This is a genomic window from Sphingosinicella rhizophila (assembly GCF_032378825.1).
GTDB classification, from domain to species: Bacteria; Pseudomonadota; Alphaproteobacteria; order Sphingomonadales; family Sphingomonadaceae; genus Allosphingosinicella; species Allosphingosinicella rhizophila.
The window spans coordinates 101,012-127,808 of sequence record NZ_JAVUPU010000008.1; the positions used below are offsets into that span (position 1 = coordinate 101,012).

Sequence of the window (26,797 nt, forward strand, 5' to 3'; positions counted from 1 at the left end):
CTCGTGACGATATCCGTCCTGCCACCGACGCGGCGCGCATTTCTGGCGGGTGCGGCGGCGATGGCCTGCGCCGGGACAGCCAGCGCGCGCGCCTTCGGCATCGAACGCTATCGGGCCGTGCCGGTGATCGATGCATTGGGATCGCTCGGCAATCTCGACGTGAAATCACCCCGCATCGCGGAGCAGCTCGCCGCCTATCGCGCCTCGGGCCTCACCGCGATCAACCAGACGGTGGGCGCAGGCGGCAACAGTCCGGGCCGCTTCGAAGAAACGCTGCGGCGGATCACACGCTATGCGAACTTCATCCAGGCCTTTCCCGATCGGCTGATGCAAGTCCGCACCGCCGCCGATCTGGAGACCGCCAAGGCAGCGGGCAAGCTGGGTGTCATCTTCGGCTTCCAGGACAGCGTGCCGCTTGAAAGCGAGATCCAACGGCTCGATCTCTTCCACAATCTCGGCGTGCGCATCGTCCAGCTCACCTACAACAAGCGCAACCTGCTCGGCGACGGCTGTCTCGAAAGCGGCAATGGCGGCCTCAGCGAGTTTGGCCGCGAGGTGGTCGCCGGTCTCAATGCGCGCCATATGATGGTCGATGCCAGTCACGCCGCCGCCCGCACCATCGCCGATGCTATCGCATCGTCGGCCGCGCCGATCGCGATCAGCCATAGCGGCTGTCGCGCCCTGGTCGACGTGCCGCGCAACACCAACGATCGTGAGATTCGAGCGCTCGCCGACAAAGGCGGCGTCATCGGCATCTATTTCATGCCTTTCCTGAGGAAGAGCGGCCAGCCCCAGGCGGAGGACGTGCTCCGCCATCTCGAACATGCGGTGAAGATTGCCGGCGAGGATCATGTCGCGCTCGGCACCGACGGCGGAATTCGTTCCCAGGCCAATGATGCCGCGGCCCTCGAAGCGCAGCGTCTGTTCTATGAGGAGCGAAAGGCGCAGGGGGTCGCTGCCCCTGGCGAAGCGGCGGACGTGCTCAACTTCGTCCCGCAATATAACGAACCTGCCCGCTTCCTCCGGCTCGCCGACGATCTCGCCGCGCGCGGCTGGAGCACTAGACGGATCGAGAAGATCCTAGGTGGCAATTTCGCGCGACTTTGCGGCGAAGTCTGGGGCGGCTGACCTCTCTCCGGGTTCGCATCATCTTCTCGCCGGCAAGGGCCCCATCTCGTGCGCGGGAAGATGGGAGCCCGATGAATGTTCATGGCCAAGGCACGCAATTGCACGTCTTGTACTCGACAGGGCGAGGCCGCTGCGCCATGCGGAGCCATGCTGACCTTGCTGCTCCTGTTCGCCGCGGGCGTTTGGGCGGGCGCGCAGAATGCCCTTGCCGGCGGCGGCTCGTTCGTCACCCTGCCGGCCTTGATCCTGGCCGGGCTCGATGCGAAGCTCGCCAACATTGCATCCACCATCGCCATGTTCCCCGGACAGGTGGTGAGCGGCGTTGCCGGCCGGCGGATGATCGAGGACGTGCCAGGTCTTAAATTCCGGACCCTGGCCGTCATCAGTCTTGGCGGCGGCGCGGCGGGGGCCCTGCTTCTGCTCTACACATCGTCGGGAACGTTCAACCGGCTGGTGCCATGGCTCGTGCTGATCGCCACCGGCATTTTTGCCTGGGGCAATTTCGCTCCCCGAAGCAAAGGAAGCAAGGCGCGGATCGGGCCGGTGGGCGCGGCCGCGCTCCAGGGCGCGGTCGCGGTCTATGGCGGCTATTTCAGCGGCGGCATCGGCTTCCTGATGATGGCTTTGCTGACCATGTCCGGCATGGCCGTGCGCGCGGCGGGGGCTGCCAAGAATATGCTGGCGGGCATCATCAACGCGTCTGCCGTCATTCTCTTCCTGGCGACCACCAGGGTTCCGTTGATGGAGGTTATCGTGCTCGGGTCGGGCGCGGTCGCAGGTGGCTTGTGGGGCGTCTGGCTGCTCAGGCGGATCAATGAATCCTGGCTCAAGATCGGGATCCTCATTCTCGGGCTTGCCTTGTTCGCCGGGCTGCTGCTTCGTGCGCAAAACGGGTCCTGATCCGAAGGCTCGGGGCGTGGAGGTTATGGAGATGCTGGACAGACGGACGATCATCGCGGGATTGGGCGCTGCCGCCGGAGCGCTGGCGCTGCCTTCCCGAGGATTCGCCTCGGCTGCGGCGCGGGGCAAGGCGCTGCGCAAGCCGCCGCGCCTTCGTCCCGGCGACACGGTCGGCCTGGTCGAACCAGCCGGTTTCACGGACGACGAATATGATCTCGCGCTCGTTCTCGAGAATATTAGGGCCATGGGCCTCGTCCCGAAACCCGCGCCGCATCTGGCCACGCGTTACGGTTATCTGGCCGGCAAGGACGAGGAGCGGGCCGCCGATCTCAATGCCATGTATGCGGACGACAAGGTGCGCGCCGTGTTCGCCGTCCGCGGTGGCTGGGGAAGTGCGCGCATGCTCCCCTATCTGGATTTCGACCGGATTCGCGCCAATCCGAAACTGCTCATCGGGTTCAGCGATATTACCGCTTTGCACATGGCGTTTGCCGCGCGCGCCGGCTTCACCACCATTCATGGCCCGACCGCTGCCGGGTCCTGGGGAAAGTTTTCCTGGGATGCGTTCCGCAGCCTCGTCTTCGACGCCGCGACACCGCTCTACGCAAACCAGCAAAGCGCGGAGGATCGGCTCGTCCAAAGAGGTGGCCGCATCCGCACTTTTCGTCCCGGCAAGGCGTCCGGCCGGTTGCTTGGCGGCAATCTCACCGTCATCAGCACCTTGATGGGGACACCCTATCTTCCTGAATTCGACGGCGCGATCCTGTTTCTGGAGGATGTGTCCGAAGCGGAGTATCGGATCGATCGCATGCTCACCCAGCTGAAGCTCGCCGGCATTCTGGGGCGCGTCGCAGGCGTGGTGTTCGGCCAGTGCACCGGCTGCACCAACCCCGGCCCGTCATTTGGCGGCTTCACTCTGTCACAGGTGCTGAAGCAGCATCTGGAGCCGCTCGGCGTCCCCGCTTTCCAGGGTGCACAGATCGGCCACGTCGCCAACCAGTTCAGTCTTCCGGTCGGCGTGCCGGCGGAGATCGATGCCGCAGCCGGCACGATCAGGATCCTGGAGCCGGCCGTGGCCTAGAGTCTGATCGTCCGAGGAGGAAGCGCTTCGCGTTTCCGCGGATGACGTGAATCAGGCCCGTTGCAATTTCTGGCTCCAGGCCGAACGCATTCTCTGCCGGAAGGGCCTCAGCGGGCCGCTTCGCGCGCCGCGATCCGCGCCATGCGGGGTGGCCGCTGCGGGTCCGGGATGGCCGGAGCGGTCGTCCAGCCGAAATGAGGCAATGTGACAGATCTCTTGCCGGACAGATCGGTGCGGCAATGGATCAGCCCCTTTTCCTCGATGAAAGACAGCATGCGCCTGGCCCGCCCACCGGATGTCGTTCCGTAGAGGATGGCGAGTTCCGCATCCTCGGGGCAGGGGGCGCCTTCCCGGGCGGCGCGGGCAAGCCCGAGGAAGGGCGCGAGCATCTCTTCGGGCAAGGAGGCGGCGAGCGCGATCACGTCGTCCCAGCCTTCGCCATCGACGATCCCGGCGCGGGCGAGGGCAAGACGCCGGTTGAAGGCGGCCATATCGAGCGTGACGGAGGCGCCGCGCATTCGGCAGCGCGAGATGAAATCCTGAAAGACCGAAGCCGGCGGCTGGAGGCCGGCTTCCGCTGCGATCTCGGCAAACACCGATACCATCACCTCTTCCTGCGCCTGGTCGGACAGCACCGGTGCGTCGGGTACCGGCGCCAGGGTCCGGTCGCTGATCGTGCGCAGGATCTGGTCGGTCGAAACCGGCGGCGGCGGAGGCGGGGGCGGCGCCACGTCTTGGGCGCCGGGCGAAAAGAGCAGATCCTCCATATCTTCCAGTCCTTCGGACGGTAGCGGGACAAGCTTGGGGCTGGCGCTACGCGCTGCGGTGCGGACGTCGCCGATATGGATGCTGATCGGCCTCCGCGAGATTGCCGGGCCGAGTGCCAGGAACTGTCCGCGCGACAGATCGCGTATCACTTCGGCCTGTCGTCTTTCCATGCCCAGCAGATCGGCGGCGCGGGCCATGTCGATGTCCAGGAAGGTACGGCCCATCAGGAAGTTCGAGGCTTCGGCGGCGACATTCTTGGCGAGCTTGGCGAGACGCTGGGTCGCGATCACCCCGGCCAGCCCCCGCTTGCGGCCACGGCACATCAAATTCGTCATCGCGCCCAAGGACGTGCGCCGCGCCTCGTCCGAAACCTCGCCGGCGACGGCCGGGGCGAAGACCTGGGCTTCGTCGACGACCACCAGGGCCGGATACCAATGTTCGCGTGGGGCATCGAACAGCGCGCCGAGGAAAGCGGCGACGCACCGCATCTGCCCCTCCATCTCCAGTCCTTCGAGATTGAGGACGACGGAGGCGCGATGGGCACGGATCCGGGCGGCAATACGGCCGATCTCCGCCAGGCTTTGGTCGGCGGCGTCGATCGAGACATGGCTGAAGGCGTCCGACAAGGAGGTGAAATCACCTTCCGGATCGATGACGATCTGCTGGACCAGGCCGGCGCTCCCTTCCAGCAGGCGGCGCAGCAGATGCGACTTGCCGGAACCGGAATTGCCCTGGACTAGCAAGCGCGTCGCCAGCAATTCCTCCAGATCGATTGCGGCTCGCTGGCCGCTTCCGTCCGTTCCCATGTCGATGCCGACGCTCACCCTGCGGCAATGGCCGACCTTGGGGCTGCCCGGCAAGGGCGATGCGATCAAATGTGTGGACAAAAAAGATCCTGATCGGTCGCGTCCGTATCGATCTTTCAATGGCCACGGACTCGCCTTGAGGGCCGCATTCAGGCATCAGCATGATCTGCAATCGAAAGGAAAGTACCTTGATCCGAGCACGCTGGGCGTCTCTCTTGCTCCTGCTTCCGACCGTTCCGGCCTCCGCGCAGGTCATGCCCTGGATCGAAGCCAATCGCGCGAGAATCCTCGCCGACTATGTCGAACTTCTCACCATTCCCAACGTCGCCGGCGACATTCCCAATATCCGCCGCAATGCTGATCATATCGTCGGCATGATGAGGGCGCGCGGCCTTTCGCCGCGGCTGCTGGAAACAGGCGATCCTTCCGCAGCGCCTGCCGTCTATGGGGAATGGCTCGTGCCTGGCGCCACGCGAACTTTGGTCCTTTATGCCCATTATGACGGACAGCCCGTCGCGCCCGAGGATTGGAAGAGCGGCCCGCCCTTCACGCCGGTGCTGCGGTCGGAGCGCATGGACAAAGGCGGGGAGGTCCTGGAATTGCCGAGCGAAAGCGCGGCGATTCGTCCGGAATGGCGACTTTATGCCCGGTCCGCCTCGGACGACAAGGCCGGGGTGATGGCCATCATCGCGGCCGTGGATGCGCTCAAGGCCGCTGGCAAGCGACCGAGCTTCAATCTCAAGATCTTCCTGGAAGGGGAAGAGGAAGCTGGATCCCCTAACCTGGCGGCGATGCTCGCCAAGCATCGCGAACTGCTTCGATCGGACGGCTGGGTGATCTTCGACGGGCCGGATCATCCGAGCGGCGCCGGGCAAGTGGTGCTCGGCGTCCGTGGCGTGGTCGGCGTCGATCTCGCCATATATGGGCCGGTGCGCCCGCTACATAGCGGCCATTACGGCAATTGGGCCCCCAACCCGGCAATGATGCTGAGCCGGTTGCTCGCGTCGATGAAGGACGAAAAAGGCCGGGTGGCGGTGGCCGGATTCTATGACGACGTCGTCCCGCTGACCGATCGGGAACGCAAGGCGGTCGAAGCCGTGCCCTCCGTCGACGATCGCCTTCGCGAGGATCTCGGCCTTGCCGCCACCGAAGGAGACGGGCGCAGCCTGGCCGCGTTGATCCAGGAGCCGTCACTCAACGTCGGCGGCATCCGCTCCGCCGACGTCGGGGAGAGTGGTCGGAACGTTATCCCAACCATCGCCGAGGCACGGCTCGACCTGCGCCTGGTGATGGGCAATGATCATGTCCGGCAGGTGCAGAAACTGGTCAGGCATATCGAGGGCCAGGGCTATAAGGTTCTCGATCGGGCGCCCACCATGGCGGAGCGGCGGCAGTGGCCGATGATTGCCACAGTCAAGGCAGGCTCCGGTTACAACGCGGAACGAACCTCACTCGACGCGCCGTTGGCGACTAGCGTCATCGCCGCGACCCGGGATCATGGCGCCACCGTGATACTTCCGACCATGGGTGGAAGCCTTCCGCTCTTCGTCCTGCGCGAAACGCTCGCCGTGCCGAGCGTCGGTCTCGCTCTGGCCAATCATGACAACAACCAGCATGCCGAGGACGAAAATCTGCGGCTCGGCCATTTGTGGCGCGCGATCGACGTCGCCGCCGCCGTCATGACGATGCGGTGACGGCTTTCCCTATCTTCTCGATGATCGTTGCAAGTATTTCCGGCGACGTGGCGAAATTGAGCCGCGCAAAGCCTGCACCCGATGCTCCGAAGCTCGGGCCTGAAGACAAGGCGACCCGTGCCTCCTTGAGGAAGAATTCGGCCGGGTCCTCGAAGCCGAGGGCGCGGCAGTCCAGCCAGGCGAGATAGCCGGCATCGGGTTCGTGATAGCGGATCTCCGGACAATGTTCGGCCAGGAGCTCGACCAGCCGACTACGATTGGCTGCGAGCTGGGCCATGCAGGCGTTCAGCCATTCCTCGCCTTCCACGCTCCAGGCGGCGAGCGCCGCGCGGATGCCGAGCGCCGAAAATGCGGTCCAGCGATTGGGCGACAAAGCGGCGAGGGGCGCGCGCAAGGCAGGCGGGATGACGCAGACCGCGAGCCTTAGACCCGCCATGTTGAAGGCCTTGCTCGGCGCGTTGAGCGTCACCGTCCGCTCGGGCGCTATCATCGCCATGGGAATGTGCGGATGCCCCTCATAGCTGAGGTCGGCATGGACCTCGTCCGAGAGGATGACGAGGTCGCGTCGCTCGGCCAGGGCCGCAATCGCTTCCAGGTGATCGGGGCGGAAGCGGCGACCCCACGGATTGTGCGGGTGGCAGAGAAGGATCATGCGCACCCCCTCCCGGGCCGCTGCTTCGGCCATCTTCGCCACATCGATCTCGCCGTCCGCCATCTCGACCTCGATCGGCCGGCGTCCGGCAAGACGGACCGCTTTGGTCAGTGAGGGATAGAGCGGCGTATGAAGCAGGATGGCGTCGCCGGAACGGGTGAAGGCATCGAGGACATTGTCGACGCCGCTGATGATCTCGGGCATCAGTTTCACGTCTTCGGGGTCGAACCGCCAGTTCCAGCGCCTGGCCGCCCAGGCGGCGAACGCTTCCGGTACGCCGGTTCGCGCCGCAACGGGGCCATAGCCGAAATCGCCGAGCATGATCGCCTCGCCGATCGTCGCGCTGATACCGGGCGCGACGTCGAAATCCATGTCGGCGACCCAGGCCGGAATGACATCGTCCGGATAGTCGGACCATTTTCGGCCAATCCGTTGCCGCATCTCGCCGATAGGGGGCGTCCGGATCATTCCGGGCGGCTCTGGTTGATGCGCTCGCTCCGCCGCCGCAGCAATTCGGCAGCACCGAGCAGTGCGGCGGAAGCGATCACCAGGAGCGTCGCCGCGGCAGTGATGGCCGGGCTGATCTGCTCGCGGACGCCCTCCCACATCTGCAGCGGCAGAGTGCGCTGGTCGGGGCCTGCGATGAAGAGGGCGACTACGGTCTCGTCGAACGAAGTCATGAAGGCGAAGACGGCACCGGCGGCGATGCCCGGTGCGATCAGGGGGACAAGGACGCGATACAGGACGGTCGTCGGGCTGGCGCCGAGGCTGGATGCGGCCCGAAGCACCTCGAAATCGAAATCCTGGAGGGAGGCATGGACGACGATCACCACGAAGGGAGTGGCGAGGACGGTGTGGGCGATGACGAGGCCGGCAAAGCCGTTGACGAGGCCCAGCGGCGCAAAAAGGAAATAGAATGCGATGGCGACCACCACCACCGGCACCACCAGAGGTGCGGTGAGGATGGCGACGACTAGCGGCTTGGCGCGAGACTCCATGCGGGCGAGGCCGATCGCGGCCAGGGTGCCGAGCGGCGTCGCCACCGCCGTCGTCGCGATCGCCACAGCCAGCGAATTGCGCAAGGCGCGCATCCAGGCCGGGGAATCGATCAGGGCCTCATACCAGCGCAGCGAGAGGCCGTCGGTGGGCAGAACGAGGAACGCCGTCGGATTGAACGACAGGGGAATGACGATCAGGATCGGCAGGACCAGGAAGGCGAATACGATGGCACAATAGAGGATCAGCGCGATTCTTCCGCCGCGCTGCGCCGCCGAGCGATAGGGCGAGACCGCGCTCACACCGGCACCGTCCGGGTGAGATAGCGCCCGGCGAAGATCATCAGCACAAGCGGTGCCAGCAGCAGCATGCTGAGCGCGGCCGCCATGCCCCAATTGAGGGACTGGTTCGTGTAGAAGGCGATGGCCGTGCTGATCATCTGGTCGGCCCCGCCGCCAACCAGGGCCGGCGTGATGTAATAGCCAAGCGACAGGGTGAAGACGATGATCATGCCGGCCGCCAGGCCTGGCAGCGTCTGCGGCAGATAGACTTTCAGAAAGGCGCGCACCGGTCCTGCGCCGAGCGAGCTGGCCGCTTTCATCGCCGAAGGCGAGATGCCGCGCATCACGCCGTAGAGCGGCAGCACCAGGAAGGGCAGCAGCACGTGGGTCATGGCGATATAGACGCCGAGCCGGTTGTAAATGAGCGCAAGCGGCGCATCGATGAGGCCGATCCGTTGCAGCATGTCGTTGATCAGGCCGTTGGTCTGCAGCAGCACGACCCAGGCCGTGGTTCGGACGAGAGCCGAGGTCCAGAAGGGCAGGAGCACCAGGATCAGCAACGGATTGGCCTTTCTCGGCGGCAGCGTCGACAGCAGATAGGCCAGTGGATAGCCCAGCAAGGCGCAAAGCAGGGCCACGACCGCGCTGATCTTGAAGGTGCGCAGCAAGATGTCCACGAATACGGCCTGTTCGGGCGCGACCTGCACGACATTGTCGTCGACATCGACCCGGCGGTCGAGCGCGGCCCAGAAATAGAAACTGGTCGTTGGCCCGGCCGCATGGCGGATCGCCGCCCAGATCGCGCGATCGCCCCAGCGTTCGTCTATGTCGGCCAGGTCGGCCACCGATCGGACCGGCGCACCCGCCTGCAATCTATCGGCCGTCTGGTAGAGCAGGGTCCGCGATCCGACGACATCGTAATTCAGCCGGTTGGCGACAAGATTCAGGGTTCCGGCTCGCCGCGAGGCCAGGATCTCCCGTGCGGCCGTGCGGGCGGTGGCGTCGTCCGGCAGGGTCCTGCCATCCCATTGGCCGAGCAGCGCCGTGGTCTGCGGCCAGTTCGTCCGGAGTTCCTGGTCGGTGACGCCCCGCGCCAGCATCATCAGCACGGGAACGATGAAACTCCCGATCAGGAACAGCAGCAAGGGTGCGACCAGGGCAAAGGTCCACCAGGGCGTGGGACCTTTCCGGGCGCTCGCGGAAGAGCCGGATCGGATGCGGCCGGCGCCGCTCAGGTCAGCGCGCAACCCAGGCATTGAAACGCTGCGTGAGCTGGTCGCCATATTCGACCCAGAAATTGCCGTCGAGTTCCAGGGCGTTCCTCATATTGGCGGGATCCGAGGGCGTGTCGAGCTTCAGCTTGGGGTCGATCAGCGTCCCGGCTTCCTTGCTGGTAAGGCCGGTCGGTATGAAGCGGGGCAGGCGTGCCTGATTTTCCGGCCGGGTCATATAGCGGAGCAGTTGCTCGGCTTCGGCCTTGCGCGGGCTGTTCTTCAAGATAACCCAATAATCGACCGCATAGATATTGTTGTGCCAGTTCACCTTGAAGTTCCGGTCCTCGGTGCGATTGGCGACGATCAGCCGGCCAGGGCTCGTCACCGACATGACGACTTCGCGCGATCCCAGCAGGTCCGGCACCTGGCTGATGGATGACCACCACACGATGAAGGGCTTGAGTTCGTCCAGCTTGCGGAAGGCACGGTCGACGCCGGCCGGAGTCCGCAAGGTCGGATAGACCATGGCAGGGGAAACGCCGTCGGCCATGAGCGCGAATTCCAGCGTATATTTGGGCGTCTTGCGCATGCCTCGCTTGCCCGGGAAGCGCTTTACGTCCCAGAAATCGGCCCAGCTTGCGGGTCCCGGTCCTTTTATGCGGTCGCCGTCATAGCCGATCAGATAGGACCAGAGCATCGCGCCGACGCCGCAATCGTGGACTGCCGTCGGGATGAAAGCGGTGCGGCCGCCGAGCGATGCCCATTCGAGCGGCTCGAACAGGCCTTCCTCGCAGCCGAGTATGACATCCTCGGTCTCCACCTGGACGATGTCCCAGCTTGCGTCGCCGCCGATCACCTTGGTCCGGATCACGCCCAGTCCGCCGTGCCATGTGTCCTCACGAAGCTGAACACCGGTTTCGCGGGTGAACCTTGTCCAATATGCATTGCGGTGCGCGTCTTGCGACGATCCGCCCCAGGCGACGACCGTCAACGGCCGGGGTTCGGATTGACCGGTGCAGGCCACGGCTCCGGCGAGAATGGCGAGCAGAAATGTGAAGCCGATCCAGGGCAGCGGCGCCTTCATTCCGACTCCCCGGCCGGATCGAAGCCAGGACCGGATGCGGGGAACGCGAAGCAACGCTCCGCGCACCAGCCCACCTGGAGACTGTCGGACCGGCTGAGCCCCAGTCCTTCCGGAGCCCGGATGGTGAGCGTCGCACCCCCGGGCAGGATCGCCCGCACCTGGCTGTGGTCGCCATGATAGATGAGGTCGTCAATCGAAGCCGTGAACCGATTGCAGGGATCGGGAATGCCTGGTCCCGAAAGGACATATTCGGGGCGGATCGTGGTCATCACCTGATCGCCGGCGGCGACGTCGCCGACCGGCGTCGCCTGCACCATCAGGCCCCCGTCGATGCGCACGTCGCACGACTTGCCGTTGCGGGCGACCACCGTGCCGCCGATGCCATTATTCTCGCCGACGAAGCCGGCGACGAATGCGGTCGCCGGGCGTTCGTAAATCGCTTCCGGCCGATCCACCTGCTGCACTCTACCCGAAGCAAACACCGCGATCCTGTCCGACAAGGTTAAGGCCTCGATCTGGTCGTGGGTCACATAGACCACGGTCACGCCGAGCTCCCGCTGGATTCGCTTGATCTCATTCTGCAGCCGTTCGCGCAACTGCCGGTCGAGCGCGCCCAACGGCTCGTCCATCAGGACGATATCGGGCTCGAAGATGAGGGCGCGGGCGAGCGCGACCCGCTGCTTCTGGCCTCCCGACAATTGGTCCGGACGGCGATGGCCCAAGTCCTCGAGGTGCACCAAAGCCAAGGCGTCGGCGACCTTGCGATCGGCAGCTGCACTCTTGATCCCCCGGACGTTCAGCGGGAAAGCCAGATTCTCGGCGACGCTCATATGCGGGAACAAGGCGTAATTCTGGAACACCACGCCCATGTTGCGGCGATGCGGCGGCTTGCCCGCCAGCGACCGGCCATGAAGCAATATGTCGCCCCGGGTCGGCGCTTCGAAGCCGGCGAGCATCATTAATGTCGTCGTCTTGCCCGATCCGGAGGGGCCGAGCAGGGTCAGGAATTCTCCTTGCCGTACCTCCAGATCGAGGTCCGCCACCGCAGGGGATCCTGAATCATAGACCTTTTCGACGCCGACGAACTGGACGAGGGCGGCGGCGTCCGCAGTGGGCGAAACGTGCTGCATCAGGCGGCGACGGGCTCGTAGATGCGGGCCAGCCGCGATACGCCTTCGTCGATCTGTTCGGGCGTCGCATAGCTGTAAGACAGCCTGACATGGTTTTTCGGGCTGATCATGTTGCGCGGGAAGGCGCCGCCTGCACTCGCGAAGAATTTACTGCCGGCGATCAGGTTGACGCCGGCCGCCGCGGCTTGCGCGGCGAACGCATCCCCATCCATCTGCGGTGGCAGCTCGATCCAGACATAATATCCGCCTTCGGGAACACTCAGGCGAACGCCTGGCAGGTTGCGCCGCACGGCGGCCACCATCCGGTCGCGGCGCCGGCGATATTCGTCCTGCACCCGCTGTATGTGGGCGGGGAAGGCGGGGGAGGAGCCGAATTCGTAGATGATGCGCTGCATCAAGGGTGATGAGCCGCCGTCCGACTTGAGCTGGATCAGCCGCGCGATCAGGCTTGCCTCCGCCGCGACCCATCCGATCCTGAGCCCCGGCGCAACGAGCTTCGAGAAGGTGCCGACGTGGAAGACGCCGCCGGACGCATCGAGCGCCTTCAGCGACGGGATGGTCTCGCCTTCGAAGCGGACGCGCCGATAGGGGGTGTCTTCGACTACGAAGATGCCGTCGGTCTCCGCCAGCGCGATCAGGTCGCGCCGCCGCTGCGCGCTCATTGTCGCACCGGTCGGATTGTGGAAATCGGCGACATTATAGATGAGTTTGGGAGTCTTCAGCCCCTCGGCGCGGCGGCTGACGAGCACCCGCTCAAGTTCCTCCACCAATATCCCGTCGCCATCCTGGGCGATCTCGATGAACTCGACGCCGAAGCTGCGAAAGATCGGGATCGCCGTGAAATAGGTCGGCGCCGTCACGACGATGGCATCGCCTTCGTCGAGGAGCAGCCGGCACACCAGTTCGAGCCCATGTTTGGCGCCGTTCACGACCAGGATGTTCTCGGCCGTGAGGGCGCAGCCATCCTCGTTCATTAGGCCGGCAATCCAGCCGCGAAGCTCCGGCTGGCCTTGGGTGGCGCTATATTGCAGCGTTTCCTCGCGATGCCGTGTCAGCGCATCGACTGCGAAGCTGGCGAGATCGGGGAGGAGCTGCGGTGCCGCGAAGCCTGAATCGAAGGGTATCGTCCCTGGGGCAAGCTCGGAAGGGAAATGGGGCGCAGGAAACGAGGTTGAAAGCGACGCAGCACGCCGCGCAAAACATTTGTCATTCACCTTATATCGTCCCCGCTACGACGGCCCCCAAAACATGGCCTGCCTGCTGCTGACGATGGTTCGGCCTGGGAAATCCTCCACCCGCCGGCCAGGATTATTGGAGTGGCGGATTCCCCTTGGCCGGGCCTCTTATCCGGTAGCGGGCGCGACTGGGACAGGGGGGCCGATTGCTGAAACGGGATCGAAGGGGATGGATGGGGCTGGTCTTCGCCCTGTCGTCAGCCACGCCGGTTCCGTCGGCTGCGCAGCCGGTCACCAATCCATTTCCGAGCACTTATCGGCCCACCGTCTCCGCGCCTCTCGCTATCACCGGCGCGCATATCCTGACAGGGACGGGGGCGGAGTTCGTCCGCGGCACTATCCTAGTCCGCGACGGAAGGGTCGAGCAGGTCGGTGAGGCGATCGCCGTCCCCGAAGGCTATGTGCGCATCGACGGAAGCGGCAAATGGGTAACGCCCGGCATTATCGATGCCCATTCCCATCTTGGCGTCGGTCCAGCGCCTTCGACACCCTCACACCAGGATACGAACGAAGCCGTTTCTCCCAATACTGCCGAAGTCTGGGCGGAACATTCGGTCTGGCCGCAGGACCCCCAGTTCCGGCTGGCGCGGGCGGGCGGCGTCACCACCTTGCTGGTCCTGCCAGGTTCCTCCAACCTCATCAACGGCCGTTCCGTGACGCTCAAGAACGTGCCGGCCACGACCACGCAGGAAATGAAATTCCCCGAGGCGCCTTACGGTCTGAAGCTCGCCTGCGGTGAGAATCCCAAGCGCACCTATGGCAGCCGGGGCCGATCACCGGCGACGCGTATGGGTGTCGCTGCGGGTTTCCGTAGGGCGTGGATCGATGCCGCCGCCTATGCACGGCAATGGGACAAATGGAAGCAAGACGGTGCCGATCCGGCAGCCGCGCCCAAGCGCGATCTCGCGCTGGACAGCCTGGCCGGTGTGCTCAATGGCGAGATATTGGTCCAGCAGCATTGCTATCGCGCCGACGAAATGGCGACGATGATCGACATCGCCCAAGAATTCGGCTTCAGGATCCGCGCTTTCCACCATGCCAGCGAAGCCTACAAGATCGCGCCCTTGCTCGCGGCCGAGGATATTTGCGTCGCGACCTGGGCGAGCAGCTGGGGCAGCAAGATGGAGGCGCTTGACGCGATCGAGGAGAATGCGCCGATCATCCAGCGGGCCGGCGGCTGCGCCATCATCCATTCCGATGACGGACTGCTCGGCCAGCGGCTGAACCAGGAGGCCGGCATCGCCATGACCGCGGGCCGCATCGCCGGGATCGACACCAGCCGCGCCGAGGCGATCAAGTGGATCACCGCCAACCCAGCCAAGGCGATGGGGATCGCCGATCGCACCGGCACGCTCGAACCAGGGCGGATGGGGGATGTCGTCCTCTGGAGCGCCGATCCGTTCAGCGTCTATGCGCTTGCAGAAAAAGTTTGGATAGACGGCGCCCTCGTCTGGGACCGCGCCGACCCGCGCTATCAGCAACCCTCCGATTTTCTGCTCGGTCAGCCGGGACAGGATTTCACGCGATGATCGGCCGGCTATCCATCTTGCTCGGCGCCCTGTCGCTTCTGCTCCCCGCCCTGCCGGCGAACGCCCGGACGATAGCGATCACCAATGGCCGCATCGTCACCATGGTCGGGGCGGGGGAGGTCGATAACGGCACGATCCTGGTCCGCGACGGGCGGATCGTCGCGGTTGGCGCAGATGTTTCGATTCCAGCTGGCGCTGAAATCCTCGATGCAGGCGGCCGGATCGTCACGCCGGGCCTCATCGCCAGCGGCACCGCGCTCGGCCTTATCGAAGTCCGCAACGTCGAGGCGGCCGACGACCGCGCCACCGATCGGAGCGACGTAAGCGCCGCTTTCGACGCTGGCTATGGTCTTAACCCGGATTCGCTGCTCATCCCGGTCGCTCGCCTTGGTGGCATCACGCGCGCCATCGCTACTCCCTCCTACGGCAATGACGGCAATCGCGAGCTGCTGTTCGCGGGGCAGGCTGCTGCCATCGCGCTCGGCGGCGGACCGATCCTGGTGAAGCGCGGCGTCGCCATGGTGCTCGACATGGGCGATGCCGGCGCCGAACGGGCCGGCGGCGCACGCGGCGGAGAGATCGTCGCTTTGCGGGCAGTGCTGGCGGAAGTGCGGGACTATGTGCGTCGCCGTGCCGCTTATGATCGAGGCGAGACTCGGGACTATAGTTTATCCAGAGCGGATCTCGAAGCCTTGATCCCCTTGGTCGAAGGCCGAATGCCCCTCCTCGTAAGCGTCAATCGCGCCTCCGACATAAGGGACGCCTTGGCGCTCGCTCGCGACGAGCGGCTCAAACTGATCGTCGAAGGCGGTGCCGAAGCGTGGCGGGTCGCTGCCGAACTCGCGCGGGCCCGCATCCCCGTTCTGGTGACTCCGGTCGACAATAAGCCCGCTTCGTTCGAAACGCTCGGCGCGACCCTCACCAATGCGCGGCGCCTGGCCGAGGCGGGGGTGCTGATCGCTATCCAGGGCAATGGCAATAACCGCGAGCGCGAGCTGCGCTATAATGCAGGCAATGCCGTTGCCGCCGGGCTTCCCTGGCAGCAAGGCCTTGCCGCCATCACCGTCAATCCGGCCCGCATATTCGGTCTGGCCGAGCAGATCGGATCGCTGGAGGCGGGCAAGGACGCCGACATCGTCATCTGGGACGGCGATCCCCTCGATACCCTGGCGCGGCCGGTGGCGATTTTCATCCGGGGGGAGCGTCAGCCGATGACCTCTCGCCAGACGGAGCTTCGCGACCGCTATCGCAGCGACGGCAGATAGAAAGACGAGGGGCCGCCATGAACAGACACAATTTGTTGGTCCTCCACTTCCTCGACGAAGAGCGCGACGCCGCCCGGCCGCTGACGCCTGTGGCCTGACGATGCGCCCGTTCATCCTCATCCTGCTCGCCGGTCTTGCCGCCTGCGCCTCCAACCAGGCTTCGGTGCCGCCGGCGGTCACCGCTGTACAAACCCGGCCCGGCATCGACCCCTTTGCAGATTCCGATCCCTTTCCCAGTAGCTATCGTCCCGGGCCGAGCATGAAATTCGCGATCGTCGGCGCCACGATCCTGACCGGCACCGGGTCCCGGATCGATGACGGGACGCTGCTGGTCTCGGACGGTAAGATCGAGGCCCTGGGTACGGATCTGGCGGTGCCGGCGGGCTACAGCCGGATCGATGGGCGCGACAGGTGGGTCAGCCCGGGCGTGATCGATGCGCATTCCCATCTCGGCGTCTGGTCGCAGCCCGAAACGGTCGAGGCGCAGAGCGACGTCAATGAGCTCACCGACCCCAATACGGCGCAGGTGTGGGCGGAACACAGCCTGTGGCCCCAGGATCCGGGTTTCGACGCTGCGCGCGAGGCCGGCGTCACCACGCTTTTGATCCTGCCCGGGTCGGGCAATTTGTTCGGGGGACGTACCGTCACGGTCAAGAACGTGCCGGTGACGGCGGTTCGGGACATGAAGTTCCCGGGCGCGCCTTACGGCCTCAAGATCGCCTGCGGGGAGAATCCCAAGCGCACATATGGCGGCCGCGGCCGATCCCCGGCCACCCGGATGGGCAATGTGGCAGGCTATCGCCGGGCCTGGATCGACGCCGCCGATTATGCGCGGCGCTGGGAAGCCTGGCGCAAGGCCGGCGGTGCCGGCGATCCGCCCCGCCGCGACCTCCAGATGGATACGCTGGCGGGCGTCCTCAGGGGCGAGATCCTGGTTCAGAACCATTGCTACCGTGCCGACGAGATGGCCAACATGATCGACATCGCCCGCGAATTCGGCTTCAGGATCCGTGCCTTCCACCATTCGAACGAGGCCTACAAGGTCGCCCCGCTGCTGGTGCGTGAGGATATCTGTGCGGCCACCTGGACCAGCTGGTGGGGCTACAAGATGGAAGTGTTCGACGCGATCGAGGAAAATGCCGCCATCGTCCACGCGGCGGGCGGCTGCGCGATCATCCATTCCGACGACAATCTCGTCGGCCAGCGGCTCAATCAGGAGGCCGCGGCGGCGCTCTCGGCCGGCCGGCGCGCCGGCCTCGACATCGGCGAGGCGGAAGCCATCAAATGGTTCACCGCCAATTCCGCCAAGGCGCTCGGTATCGCCGATCGTACCGGCAGCCTGGAGCCGGGCAAGAATGCGGACGTGGTCCTGTGGAGCGCGAACCCCTTCAGTATCTACGCCCGCGCCGACCGCGTCTGGATCGACGGCGCCGCCGTCTTCGACCGCGGCGATCCCGGCTATCGTCGCCATTCCGATTTCCTGGTCGGACAACCCGGACAGGGGAGGCGGCCATGATCCGCTTGCTCACGGCCTTTCTGCTTGGGCTCGCCGCCCCGGCGGCGGCCGCCGATATCGCCATCACCGGAGCCCGGATCCTGACCATGGGACCGGGCGGCGCGATCGAGGAGGGCACATTGGTAATACGTGCCGATCGGATCGTCGCGGTAGGCGCGAACGTGCCGGTTCCGGCGAATGCGCGCGTCATCGACGGCCGGGGCGCTGTGCTCGCGCCGGGCTTCATCCAGGCGGACAGCACATTGGGCGCGGTCGAGGTCAGCCAGGTTCCGACCAGCGCCGATCGGGCGACCCATAGCAGGAGGATCAGCGCCGGCTTCGATATCTCCCTTGGCCTCAACCCGGACTCGATCCTGCTTCCGGTTTCGCGCCTTGCGGGCATCACCCATGCGGTGGTCACGCCCCTCTACGACGACAGGTCGGGACGCGAGCTGCTGTTCGCCGGCCAGGCGGCCGTGGTCGATCTGGGGCAGCGGCCGGACATGGTGACGCGACCGCGTGTGGCCATGGTGCTCGAAATGGGCGAAGGCGGCGCGGGACGGGCAGGCGGCGCGCGCGGCGCCACCATCGTCGCGTTGCGCGCGCTGCTCGACGATGTCCGCCACTTCGCCCGCAACCGCGACGCTTATGATCGCGGCGCCGGCCGGCCCCAATCCATGTCCCGGATCGATCTTGAAGCTCTGGTGCCCGTCGCCGAAGGGCGAATGCCTCTGATCGTCAAGCTCGACCGTGCATCGGACATGCTGGAGATGATCGCCTTTGCCCGCGCGGAGCGTCTGCGGATCATTTTCGACGGCGCAGCCGAAGGATGGCGAATTGCCGACGCCATCGCCCAGGCCGGCATTCCCGTCATCCTCGATCCGGTCCAGAACCTGCCCAAAAGCTTCTCGGAGCTCGGCGCGACGCTGGAAAATGCCGCACGGCTCCACGCGGCCGGCGTAGTGATCGTGTTGAGGACCGGCAGCGGCGTCGCCCATCGCGCGCGCGAGCTTCGCTACGGCGCCGGCAATGCCGTCGCCTACGGCCTCCCCTATGACGCGGCGGTGGCTGCCATCACCATCAATCCCGCCCGGATATTCGGCGTCGGTGACCGCATCGGTTCGCTGGAGGCCGGCAAGGAAGCCGATCTCATCTTGTGGAGCGGCGATCCGCTGGAGCCTTTGTCCCAGCCCAAAGCGATTTTCATCCGCGGCATCGAACAGCCGCTCACCTCGAGGCCGCTCGAACTTCGCGACCGCTATCTGCCGGCGGCGATATCCTCGACCGGGAGCCCGTCCGGCGGGGATTGACGGCGATCAGGCTCAGACGATCAGCTTCTGCCAGCCGGCATAGGTGCCGCCGATCGGCCCCCTGCGGATGCTGAGGAGGATGAGGGCCAGGCCGCATAACAGGCCGGCGCCGGTCTGCGGGACCGTCGCCCCGTACAGTAAGGCGGTGGCCATGAGCGCCCCGCCCAGCGGTATGAGCAGGAATCGCAATGCCCGCGTCACTTCGGCGGCGGCGAGGGAGATCACGGTCAGCGCCAGCGCACCGATCAGATGATCGGCATTGGCCATGTCGCCGCTGGCGTCCAGTGTGACGCGCGTGAAGAGAAGCCAAAGTGCGATCACCGCCGCCACCGACAGATTCCAGGGCAGATTGACCCCGCCGGACCAGATTTCTTGCAGAACCTCACCCGGGCGCCGGTCGAATTCATCCTGCCCGGTCCGCTTCTCGCCCTCATCCGTATCGCCGAAAAGCAGCACGCGCATCCAGTTCCGTCCCGCTTTGATGCGCCGGCGCAGGAATTGCAGCGTTGCGACCAGTTCGTCGAGCGAATAGGGAATCTGTACAAGCATCGCGGCTGCTCCGATCAGAGCCAGCGTGCTCCATGTGCCGATGACGATCGGCTGGATGATGATGAACAGGATGGATACGACGCCCAGCGGTGCGATCATCATCCCGAACAGGAGCACCAGCCAAGGCATCGTCCGCCACCGTGCCCTCGTTCCGATGATGCCGGTGAGGATTTCCAGCATATATGTATAGCCGCCGACCGCGGCATCGGACACCGGCCAGGCTTCCGAAACGCGGCTCGTGATGATTTCCTCCGTTCCGTTTCTGGGATCTGAAGCGGAGCCTTGGAAGAAAGGCTCCCACACGCCGTCGACATGGCCGAGCTGATAGGCGGCCAGATAGCGTGACACCTGCAGTCCGACGATCGCCAGCAATATGATCGGCAGACGCTGGGTCCAGGACGAAGGATTGTAACTCCAGCCGATCGGTATGTCCGGGCCGCTTTGCGCCGCCAGAGCCGACGGACCGACCTCGGGCCGCGTACATATGGCAAAGCCGATGACGAGCGCACCGACGAGGGTGTCCGACAGATAGGCTGCGGCATTGGTCGTCCAGAAGATGAAAGGCGCAGCCATGACCAGCGCGCCGATCCCGGCACAAGCCCATCGCGCCCACGCCATGCGCCAGGAAAGCGACAGCGTCGCGAAGACCATGATCAATGCACCCAGGATTGCTTCGGCGCGGGCGAGCGGGATCTCTTCCACGCCGATCATAGGTGGCTGCGTGATCAGCCAGGCTCCCAGGGCGATATTGACGAAATGGGCCCAGCGACTGGCACGATGCTCGGATCTCAACTCGGCTTCGTGCCGGGACCGCAGGTCTTCCGGATGCTTTCCGGCTGCGACGGCTTCGTCCATGATCGGCGGGGCAGTCAGGCCATTGGCCTCGTACCAGCCTTTGGGATCCTCCTTCAGGGCCGCGACCATTTTTGGAAGGGCGTCCTTCAACCGGTGCTTCGGCTCCCATCCCAGCAATCGCCGCGCCCGGTCTATGTCGAGAGCATAATGATCGTCGGCCATGGCGACCATGAAAGGCTTTATGAAGGGCCGCTCGCCCTGATCCAGCGCATCGGGGACGATCGGTTCGATCTTGTCCTGCGCCCAGGCCCCCGCGGCGGCGGCCGGCTTGGGAAGGCGAAGGGTCGGCCAGTCGGCGGCGCCATGGATGAGATAGCCGAGCTCGTCCTGCAGGGCGCCATATCCGATCGCCTCCGGCTCCCCGATCAGGATCGTCGTGTCGCCCGGCAGGTCCGTGCGCCGGTCGACGGCGCGACGAAATGCCGCGATCATGTCTTCCCGGTGCAACATGGATTGTCCCACCTGAGTAGAGCCAGAATAGAAATGGCTTTGCAGGTCCCGTTCGTAGATGCGGGCGATCTGATGCGCCAATGTCGGCACCGACGTCCGTTCGTCGTAAAGTCCGGCGAGATGGAGCAGGAGGTATGGAATCCGCCCGTGCTCGGCACGAATCACCGCCTCGGCGGCGGCTTTCGATTCGGGATAGGCCCAGCCGGGGCGGATCGGCTGGTTCTCGTCGATCGCTTCGCCGGGTCGGCCCGGCGCATGGACGAGCATCGTGCCAGAATAGACGAATTGCTCGACTTCGAACTCCTGCAGCGCGCGAAGCAGGCGGCGCGTGCCTTCGACATTCACCTCCCGGTAGAGCGGATTGTCCTCGCCGCTGAAATCGAAGAAGGCGACGAGGTGGATGACGCTGGCGATGCGCGAGCCATGATCCTGCCGAAACCGGGCCAGCGCCGCCGCGACCGATTCATCCTTGGTGAAATCGACCTCGATCAGGGGAAAGTCGGCTTTCGCGCCGGACCTGTCGAGACCGACGATCCGGTAATCGGCGGCCAGCGCCGTCGCCAGGGATCCGCCGATATTGCCGGCGGCCCCGGTGATGAGGATGATGGGCTTGTCGTCAGGGTTCAATATTTGCCCTCACTCGCCCCAGAGCGGGCATGTCATGTGGAGAGAGGTAGCATCCTGAAGAATGGCCGGGACGGGCGCCCAGTTCCGATAAAGTTTTCTGGCGCGAGGCCCCAGCCTGCCCTTATCGTGCGTCTGGATGGCGCCGAAGATCGTTGATGCGGAGGAGAAGAGCGAAATGACGGCCGGCTCGACCTTGATCATCATCTGCCCGTCCTGCGCCGGCGCAAACCGGGTGCCGCAGGAGAAGCTGGCGGCCGGCGGCAAATGCGGCCGCTGTCACCGCCCTTTGTTCGAAGGCAAGCCGGTCACGCTGTCCACGGCCAATTTCGACGCGCATGCGGCACGGAGCGACGTTCCGCTGCTGGTGGATTTCTGGGCGTCATGGTGCGGGCCATGCCGCCAGATGGCGCCGGCCTTCGAAGCGGCTGCGGCGCAGCTTGAGCCCCGCGTCCGGCTCGGCAAGGTCGACACGGAGGCGGAGCAGGCGCTTGGCGCCCGCTTCGCCATCCGGTCGATCCCAAGCCTGATCCTGCTCCGCAAGGGACGGGAAGTCGCCCGCACCGCCGGCGCCATGCCTTTGCCCGCCTTGGTGCAATGGACGGAGCAGGCGCTGCGGGCCTGACGGGTCTAGTTTCTGGCCTTGTCGACCAGCCGGTTGGCGGAGATCCAGGGCATCATCGCCCGGAGATCCTCGCCCGTTTTCTCGATCGGATGCCGGGCCTGCTTCTCGCGGGCGGCCTTCATGTCGGGATTGCCTTCGCGATTGTCGCCCAGGAACCGCTGGACGAACTTGCCGCTCTGGATGTCGGTAAGGATCCGCTTCATCTCCGCCTTGGTCTCTGGCGTGATGACGCGCGGACCGGATTCATAATCGCCGAACTCGGCGGTGTTGGAGATGGAATAGCGCATGTTGGCGATGCCGCCTTCATACATGAGATCGACGATCAGCTTCATTTCGTGAAGGCATTCGAAATAGGCCATTTCCGGGGCATAGCCCGCCTCGGTCAGGGTTTCGAAGCCGGCCATGACGAGTTGGGTCAGGCCGCCGCACAGGACAGCCTGCTCGCCGAACAGGTCTGTCTCGCATTCTTCCTTGAAATTGGTCTCGATGATGCCGGATCGGCCGCCGCCGACCGCGCTGGCGTAGCTCAACGCCGTTTCCCGGGCCGTGCCGGTCGCATCCTGCGCGACTGCGATCAGGCAGGGAACGCCTCCGCCCCGCGCATATTCGGATCGGACGGTATGACCTGGTCCCTTCGGGGCGACCATGAACACATCCATATCCTTGCGTGGTTCGATCAGGCCGAAATGGATGTTCAGGCCATGGGCGAAGGCGAGCGCGGAGCCTTCGCGCATATTCTGGCGAAGGTCGGCCTCCCAGATGCTCGCCTGCTTTTCGTCGGGAGCCAGGACCATGACGATATCCGCCCACTTGGCGGCCTCTGCATTGGTCATCACGGTGAAACCGGCGTTGCGGGCCTTCTCGACGCTCGGCGAATCCTCGCGGAGGGCGATGACGACCTCGGCGACACCGCTATCCTTCAGGTTCTGGGCATGGGCGTGGCCCTGGCTGCCATAGCCGATAATGGCAACCTTCTTGCCCTTGATAATCGAGAGATCGGCGTCTGAATCGTAATAAACCTTCATTTGTCAGTTCCTTGCAAGTGTTCATTGAGATTGATTGAAAAATCAGGCGGCCTCTTTGCCGCGGGAAATGGCCACCACGCCGGTACGGGCGACCTCGACCAGCCCGACCTCCTGGAGCATGGCGATGAAGCTGTTCACCTTCTCGGAGCTCCCGGTCAGCTCGAACACGAAGCTCGCCGTCGTCGCGTCGACCACGCGGGCGCGATAGACGTCGGCCAGGCGAAGGGCCTCGATCCTGTTCTCGCCGACGCCGGCCACCTTGATCAGCGCAAGCTCGCGCTCGACATGCGGCCCTTGCGCGGTGAGATCGACCACCCTGTGCACGGGAACCAGCCGATCGACCTGGGCGATGATCTGCTCCATCATCGCCGCCGAGCCCGACGTCACGATCGTGATCCGGCTGATCGATAGATCCTCGGTGGCATGGGCGACGGTGAGGCTATCGATATTGTAGCCGCGGGCGGTGAACATGCCGGCGACGCGGGCAAGGATGCCCGCTTCGTCGTCGACCAGGATCGACAGAGTGTGCCGCTCGGCGGCTTCGGCATGGATGTGCATCAGACCAGGGCCTTCGCCGCGTCGGAGATCTCGGATGCGGCTTCGCTGGTTTCCAGGATCATCTCGGTATGGGCAGCGCCAGACGGGATCATCGGGAAGCAATTTGCGAGCTTGGCCACGCGGCAATCGACCATCACCGGTCCGTCATGGTCCAGCATCGCCGTGATGCCGGCGTCCAATTCCTCCTGTTCGCTGATCCTGATGCCCTTCCAGCCATAGGCTTCGGCCAGCCGGACGAAATCGGGGAGGGCGTCGCTATAGCTTTCCGAATAGCGGCCGGCATAATTGAGCTGCTGCCATTGCCGGACCATCCCCATATATTCGTTGTTGAGGATGAAGACCTTGATCGGCAGCCGATATTGGAAGGCCGTCGACATTTCCTGGATATTCATCAGGATCGAAGCCTCGCCGGCAATGTCGATGACGAGCGCGTCCGGATGGCCGAGCTGCGCGCCGATCGCTGCCGGCATGCCGTAGCCCATCGTGCCGAGCCCGCCCGACGTCAGCCAGCGGTTCGGCGCTTCGAAGCCGAAATGCTGGGCCGCCCACATCTGGTGCTGCCCGACCTCGGTCGAGATGATCGGATCCTTGTCCTTGGTCGCTTCGTAGAGCCGCCGGATCGCGTGCTGCGGCATGATCTCGGTCGCCGAATGGGGGAAGGAAAGGCATTGGCGCGCCCGCCAACCGTCTATCCGCCGATACCATTCACCCAGATCCGCCTTGCTGCGGCCCTGCTTTTCCCATGCCTCGAGCATCCGGGCGAGGGTGCGGCCGACATCGCCGACGATCGGCAGGTCGACCCGCACGATCTTGTTGATCGAAGACGGATCGATATCCGCGTGGATCTTCTTCGAATGCGGTGAGAAGGCGTCCAGGCGCCCGGTCACGCGATCGTCGAAGCGGGCACCCAAAGCGATCACCAGGTCGGCCTTGTTCATCGCCATATTGGCTTCATAGGTGCCGTGCATGCCGAGCATGCCCAGCCACTGGCCGGACGAAGCGGGGAAGGCGCCCAGCCCCATCAGGGTCGACGTTACCGGCGCACCGGTCGCCTCGGCCAGCGCGCGCAGGGCGCGGCTCGCCTCGACACCGGCATTGATGATGCCGCCGCCCGTATAGAAGATCGGCCGTTCCGCGGCGGCGATCATCTCGACCGCCTGCTCGATCGCTCGCATGTCCGGATCGACACGGGGTCGATAGGTCTTGTGGGAGACGCTTTCGGGTTTCTCATAGAGGGCCGTCGCTACCTGGACGTCCTTGGGCAGGTCGATCACGACCGGTCCCGGCCGCCCCGAGGTCGCCAGATAGAAAGCCTCATGGACGATCTGCCCGACCTTGGCCGGGTCCTTGACGAGATAATTGTGCTTCGAACAATGTCGGGTAAGACCCACCGTGTCGCATTCCTGGAAGGCGTCCGATCCGATCAGGCTGGTCGGCACCTGGCCGGTGATGACGACGATCGGGATCGAATCCAGCATGGCGTCGGCGATCCCGGTGACGGCGTTGGTCGCGCCCGGTCCGGACGTGACCAGCACCACGCCCGGCTTGCCGGTCGAGCGGGCATAGCCTTCGGCGGCATGGACGGCGCCGCCTTCCTGGCGGGCGAGGATGTGGCGGATCTTGTTCTGCCTGAACAAGGCGTCGTAGATCGGGAGGACGGCGCCGCCCGGATAGCCGAACACATAGTCCACACCGAGATCGATCAGCGCCTGGACGACGATCTCTGCGCCGCTGCGTTCGGCCGCGTCCTGCTCTTCGTCATAAAGCGGCCGGGCCGCCATTGCTGTCCTGCTCATCGCCATTCCCCATGTTTGGTTGCTGCTTGCGTCGGATTGCTTGCGTCGGCGTCGCGCCGTGGCTCGATCGTGACCGCGCCCTCGCTCGCGCACGACACCAGGCGCGCATATTTCTCGAGCGCGCCGGACGGCGGCCTCGGCCGCTTCGGCGCCCGGAACGATTGCGCCCGCGACGCCAGGTCGGCCGAAGTATCGATACGCTGCGCCGCGACGTCGATCAGGATGCGGTCACCGTCGCGGAGCAGGGCGATCGGCCCGCCCGACGCGGCTTCCGGAGCGACATGGCCCACGACGAAGCCGTAGCTCGCGCCCGAAAAGCGGCCGTCGGTGATCAGCGCGACCTTCTGCATGCCGCGTCCCTTCAGCGCCGCCGTGACCTGCAGCATCTCGCGCATGCCGGGCCCGCCCTTCGGGCCTTCGTAGCGGATGACGATGACGTCGCCTTCGTGGATCTGGCCGTGCTGGACGGCGTGGAAGGCGGCTTCCTCACTGTCGAAGATCACGGCCGGCCCTTCGTAGGAGCCGATATCGTGGCCGGTCAGCTTCAGCACCGATCCGGCCGGGGCGATATTGCCTTTGAGCAGGGTGAAACTGCCGCGCGGCGACACTGGCGCGTCGAAGTCCAGCACCACGTCCTGGCCGTCCGTCTCGCGCGCTTCCGCCAATTCCTCGAACAGACTGCGGCCGGAGACGGTGGGCGCATCGCTCAGGCGGCCGCTCGCCATCAGCCTCTGGCCGACCAGCCGGGTGCCGCCGGCTTTGTACAGGTCGAAGGCAAGATAGCGGCCGCCGGGTTTCAGATCGGTGATGACCGGGGTCGACCGGCAGGCATCGTCACAATCCTCCTGGTCGAAATCGACCCCTGCCTCCACTGCGATCGCGACGAGGTGAAGGGCCGCATTGGTCGAACCGCCGCTGGCCGAGACCGCGCATGCGGCATTGCGCAAGGTCTCACGCGTGATGAACTCGCTGGGGCGCCGGCCGGCCTTGGCCAAGGCGACGGCGGCGCGGCCGCATCTATCGCCTTCTTTGGCCTTGTCCGGGTGAACGGCCGGGACATCGTTCGCGCCCATCGGCGACAGGCCCATCATCGACAATGCCATCGCCATCGTATTGGCGGTGAACTGGCCACCGCAGGCGCCGGCGCCGGGGCAGGCGGCTGCCTCCACCTTCTCAAGCCCCGCTTCGTCCATCGTCCCCGCGCCGACCGCGCCGACCGCCTCGAACACGTCCTGGATCGACACGTCCCGACCGGCGAGGCGGCCGGGCATGATGGTGCCGCCATAATAAACCAGGCCGGGAACGTTTATCCGCGCCAGCGCCATGGCGGCTGCGGGAATGGTCTTGTCGCAGCCGACGATGCAGACGACGCCATCCAGGCTATGGCCCTGGACGGCAAGCTCGATCGAATCCGCGATCACCTCGCGCGACACTAGCGAAGCGCGCATCCCCGGGGTACCCATGGCGATGCCGTCGGTGACGACGATCGTGTTGAAATCGATCGGGACGCCGCCGGCCGCTCTTATGCCGTCGCGAACGGCCTCGGCGAGCGTCGCGAGATGCATGTTGCAGGGCGTGACCGTCGACCAGCTGTTCACCACCGCGATCAGCGGCTTGGCGAAATCATCCTTGCCGAGTCCGGTGGCACGCAAATAGCTGCGTGCCGGGGCACGCTCGGGTCCGCCGACCAGCCGGTCGCTGCGCTTGTTCGAGATTTTGTCTTCGTCGTCCACTTGGATCTCCAAGC

The 26,797-nt window shown here is 65.2% G+C and carries 21 protein-coding genes; 9 read left to right on the plus strand and 12 right to left on the minus strand.

Features of this window, described 5'->3' with window-relative positions; all coding sequences use genetic code 11:
* Positions 1-3 precede the first annotated feature (3 nt).
* From RQX22_RS15255 to RQX22_RS15265, 3 genes are all read left to right on the plus strand, one after another.
* Entirely contained in the window at positions 4-1,128 is a 1,125-nt protein-coding gene (locus tag RQX22_RS15255) for a dipeptidase (RefSeq protein WP_315727416.1), read from the plus strand.
* Between the two features lie 75 nt (positions 1,129-1,203).
* A complete protein-coding gene (locus RQX22_RS15260) occupies positions 1,204-2,028 on the plus strand; it encodes a sulfite exporter TauE/SafE family protein (RefSeq protein ID WP_315727417.1) in 825 nt (274 codons plus the stop codon).
* A 31-nt stretch (positions 2,029-2,059) separates the two neighbouring features.
* Positions 2,060-3,109, plus strand: coding sequence for a S66 peptidase family protein (locus RQX22_RS15265; protein ID WP_315727418.1), 1,050 nt, complete (start codon positions 2,060-2,062; stop codon positions 3,107-3,109).
* A gap of 107 nt (positions 3,110-3,216) precedes the next feature.
* Here the strand turns inward: RQX22_RS15265 and RQX22_RS15270 are convergent, their stop codons facing one another.
* Positions 3,217-4,701: a helicase HerA domain-containing protein gene (locus RQX22_RS15270; protein ID WP_410001652.1), complete on the minus strand. Its 1,485-nt coding sequence runs from the start codon at positions 4,699-4,701 to the stop codon at positions 3,217-3,219.
* A 170-nt stretch (positions 4,702-4,871) separates the two neighbouring features.
* Between RQX22_RS15270 and RQX22_RS15275 the strand changes: the two genes are divergently transcribed.
* Entirely contained in the window at positions 4,872-6,377 is a 1,506-nt protein-coding gene (locus tag RQX22_RS15275; RefSeq protein WP_315727419.1) for a M20/M25/M40 family metallo-hydrolase, read from the plus strand.
* Here RQX22_RS15275 and RQX22_RS15280 read toward each other — a convergent pair.
* The 6 genes from RQX22_RS15280 to RQX22_RS15305 are packed head-to-tail and all read right to left on the minus strand — an operon-like array spanning position 6,361 to position 12,948.
* Positions 6,361-7,497, minus strand: coding sequence for a MalY/PatB family protein (locus RQX22_RS15280; protein ID WP_315727420.1), 1,137 nt, complete (start codon positions 7,495-7,497; stop codon positions 6,361-6,363). The two genes, RQX22_RS15275 and RQX22_RS15280, sit on opposite strands and share 17 nt — an antisense overlap.
* Entirely contained in the window at positions 7,494-8,327 is an 834-nt protein-coding gene (locus RQX22_RS15285) for an ABC transporter permease (RefSeq protein WP_315727421.1), read from the minus strand. The genes RQX22_RS15280 and RQX22_RS15285 overlap by 4 nt, the downstream gene beginning before the upstream one ends.
* Complete coding sequence (locus RQX22_RS15290; RefSeq protein ID WP_315727422.1) at positions 8,324-9,553, minus strand: ABC transporter permease; 1,230 nt, start codon at positions 9,551-9,553, stop codon at positions 8,324-8,326. Before RQX22_RS15290 ends, RQX22_RS15285 begins: the two co-directional genes overlap by 4 nt.
* On the minus strand, positions 9,543-10,604 hold the full coding sequence (locus RQX22_RS15295) for a polyamine ABC transporter substrate-binding protein (RefSeq protein WP_315727423.1): 1,062 nt from the start codon (positions 10,602-10,604) through the stop codon (positions 9,543-9,545). Before RQX22_RS15295 ends, RQX22_RS15290 begins: the two co-directional genes overlap by 11 nt.
* The gene (locus RQX22_RS15300) at positions 10,601-11,734 is read right to left on the minus strand and encodes an ABC transporter ATP-binding protein (protein WP_315727424.1); all 1,134 of its coding nucleotides are present in this window, start codon (positions 11,732-11,734) and stop codon (positions 10,601-10,603) included. The genes RQX22_RS15295 and RQX22_RS15300 overlap by 4 nt, the downstream gene beginning before the upstream one ends.
* The gene (locus tag RQX22_RS15305) at positions 11,734-12,948 is read right to left on the minus strand and encodes an aminotransferase-like domain-containing protein (protein WP_315727425.1); all 1,215 of its coding nucleotides are present in this window, start codon (positions 12,946-12,948) and stop codon (positions 11,734-11,736) included. The genes RQX22_RS15300 and RQX22_RS15305 overlap by 1 nt, the downstream gene beginning before the upstream one ends.
* Positions 12,949-13,142: 194 nt before the next feature.
* Here RQX22_RS15305 and RQX22_RS15310 point away from each other — a divergent pair, with 194 nt between their 5' ends.
* From RQX22_RS15310 to RQX22_RS15325, 4 genes are all read left to right on the plus strand, one after another.
* Positions 13,143-14,498: an amidohydrolase gene (locus RQX22_RS15310; protein ID WP_315727426.1), complete on the plus strand. Its 1,356-nt coding sequence runs from the start codon at positions 13,143-13,145 to the stop codon at positions 14,496-14,498.
* Positions 14,495-15,763 (plus strand): amidohydrolase family protein, encoded by a 1,269-nt coding sequence (locus tag RQX22_RS15315; protein WP_315727427.1) that lies wholly within the window; start codon positions 14,495-14,497, stop codon positions 15,761-15,763. The genes RQX22_RS15310 and RQX22_RS15315 overlap by 4 nt, the downstream gene beginning before the upstream one ends.
* Before the next feature lie 100 nt (positions 15,764-15,863).
* Positions 15,864-17,279 (plus strand): amidohydrolase, encoded by a 1,416-nt coding sequence (locus tag RQX22_RS15320; protein ID WP_315727428.1) that lies wholly within the window; start codon positions 15,864-15,866, stop codon positions 17,277-17,279.
* Complete coding sequence (locus tag RQX22_RS15325; RefSeq protein WP_315727429.1) at positions 17,276-18,568, plus strand: amidohydrolase family protein; 1,293 nt, start codon at positions 17,276-17,278, stop codon at positions 18,566-18,568. The genes RQX22_RS15320 and RQX22_RS15325 overlap by 4 nt, the downstream gene beginning before the upstream one ends.
* Positions 18,569-18,580: 12 nt before the next feature.
* Here RQX22_RS15325 and RQX22_RS15330 read toward each other — a convergent pair whose 3' ends face one another.
* Complete coding sequence (locus tag RQX22_RS15330; protein ID WP_315727430.1) at positions 18,581-21,049, minus strand: NAD-dependent epimerase/dehydratase family protein; 2,469 nt, start codon at positions 21,047-21,049, stop codon at positions 18,581-18,583.
* A gap of 136 nt (positions 21,050-21,185) precedes the next feature.
* On the opposite strand from RQX22_RS15330, the gene trxC reads away from it, so the two are divergent.
* Positions 21,186-21,671 (plus strand): thioredoxin TrxC, encoded by a 486-nt coding sequence (gene trxC, locus RQX22_RS15335; protein ID WP_410001648.1) that lies wholly within the window; start codon positions 21,186-21,188, stop codon positions 21,669-21,671.
* Between the two features lie 5 nt (positions 21,672-21,676).
* Here the strand turns inward: trxC and ilvC are convergent, their stop codons facing one another.
* Genes ilvC through ilvD form a run of 4 tightly spaced genes read right to left on the minus strand, consistent with a single transcriptional unit; the run spans position 21,677 to position 26,783 of the window.
* Positions 21,677-22,696, minus strand: a complete 1,020-nt coding sequence (gene ilvC / locus RQX22_RS15340; RefSeq protein ID WP_315727431.1) for a ketol-acid reductoisomerase — start codon at positions 22,694-22,696, stop codon at positions 21,677-21,679.
* A gap of 42 nt (positions 22,697-22,738) precedes the next feature.
* Positions 22,739-23,254: an acetolactate synthase small subunit gene (gene ilvN, locus RQX22_RS15345; RefSeq protein ID WP_315727432.1), complete on the minus strand. Its 516-nt coding sequence runs from the start codon at positions 23,252-23,254 to the stop codon at positions 22,739-22,741.
* A complete protein-coding gene (locus RQX22_RS15350) occupies positions 23,254-25,050 on the minus strand; it encodes an acetolactate synthase 3 large subunit (RefSeq protein WP_410001649.1) in 1,797 nt (598 codons plus the stop codon). Before RQX22_RS15350 ends, ilvN begins: the two co-directional genes overlap by 1 nt.
* Positions 25,047-26,783: a dihydroxy-acid dehydratase gene (ilvD, locus tag RQX22_RS15355; RefSeq protein ID WP_315727433.1), complete on the minus strand. Its 1,737-nt coding sequence runs from the start codon at positions 26,781-26,783 to the stop codon at positions 25,047-25,049. The genes RQX22_RS15350 and ilvD overlap by 4 nt, the downstream gene beginning before the upstream one ends.
* Positions 26,784-26,797: the final 14 nt, after the last annotated feature.

What these genes read in the sequence shown, in the direction of transcription:
- RQX22_RS15260 (WP_315727417.1), top strand. Translation starts at nt 1,204, where the DNA reads ATGTTCATGGCCAAGGCACGCAATTGCACGTCTTGTACTCGACAGGGC.
- RQX22_RS15265 (WP_315727418.1), top strand. Translation starts at nt 2,060, where the DNA reads ATGCTGGACAGACGGACGATCATCGCGGGATTGGGCGCTGCCGCCGGA.
- RQX22_RS15280 (WP_315727420.1), bottom strand. Translation starts at nt 7,497, where the DNA reads ATGATCCGGACGCCCCCTATCGGCGAGATGCGGCAACGGATTGGCCGA.
- RQX22_RS15295 (WP_315727423.1), bottom strand. Translation starts at nt 10,604, where the DNA reads ATGAAGGCGCCGCTGCCCTGGATCGGCTTCACATTTCTGCTCGCCATT.
- RQX22_RS15300 (WP_315727424.1), bottom strand. Translation starts at nt 11,734, where the DNA reads ATGCAGCACGTTTCGCCCACTGCGGACGCCGCCGCCCTCGTCCAGTTC.
- RQX22_RS15310 (WP_315727426.1), top strand. Translation starts at nt 13,143, where the DNA reads ATGGGGCTGGTCTTCGCCCTGTCGTCAGCCACGCCGGTTCCGTCGGCT.
- RQX22_RS15315 (WP_315727427.1), top strand. Translation starts at nt 14,495, where the DNA reads ATGATCGGCCGGCTATCCATCTTGCTCGGCGCCCTGTCGCTTCTGCTC.
- RQX22_RS15320 (WP_315727428.1), top strand. Translation starts at nt 15,864, where the DNA reads ATGCGCCCGTTCATCCTCATCCTGCTCGCCGGTCTTGCCGCCTGCGCC.
- RQX22_RS15325 (WP_315727429.1), top strand. Translation starts at nt 17,276, where the DNA reads ATGATCCGCTTGCTCACGGCCTTTCTGCTTGGGCTCGCCGCCCCGGCG.
- trxC (WP_410001648.1), top strand. Translation starts at nt 21,186, where the DNA reads ATGGCGCCGAAGATCGTTGATGCGGAGGAGAAGAGCGAAATGACGGCC.
- ilvC (WP_315727431.1), bottom strand. Translation starts at nt 22,696, where the DNA reads ATGAAGGTTTATTACGATTCAGACGCCGATCTCTCGATTATCAAGGGC.
- ilvN (WP_315727432.1), bottom strand. Translation starts at nt 23,254, where the DNA reads ATGCACATCCATGCCGAAGCCGCCGAGCGGCACACTCTGTCGATCCTG.
- RQX22_RS15350 (WP_410001649.1), bottom strand. Translation starts at nt 25,050, where the DNA reads ATGAGCAGGACAGCAATGGCGGCCCGGCCGCTTTATGACGAAGAGCAG.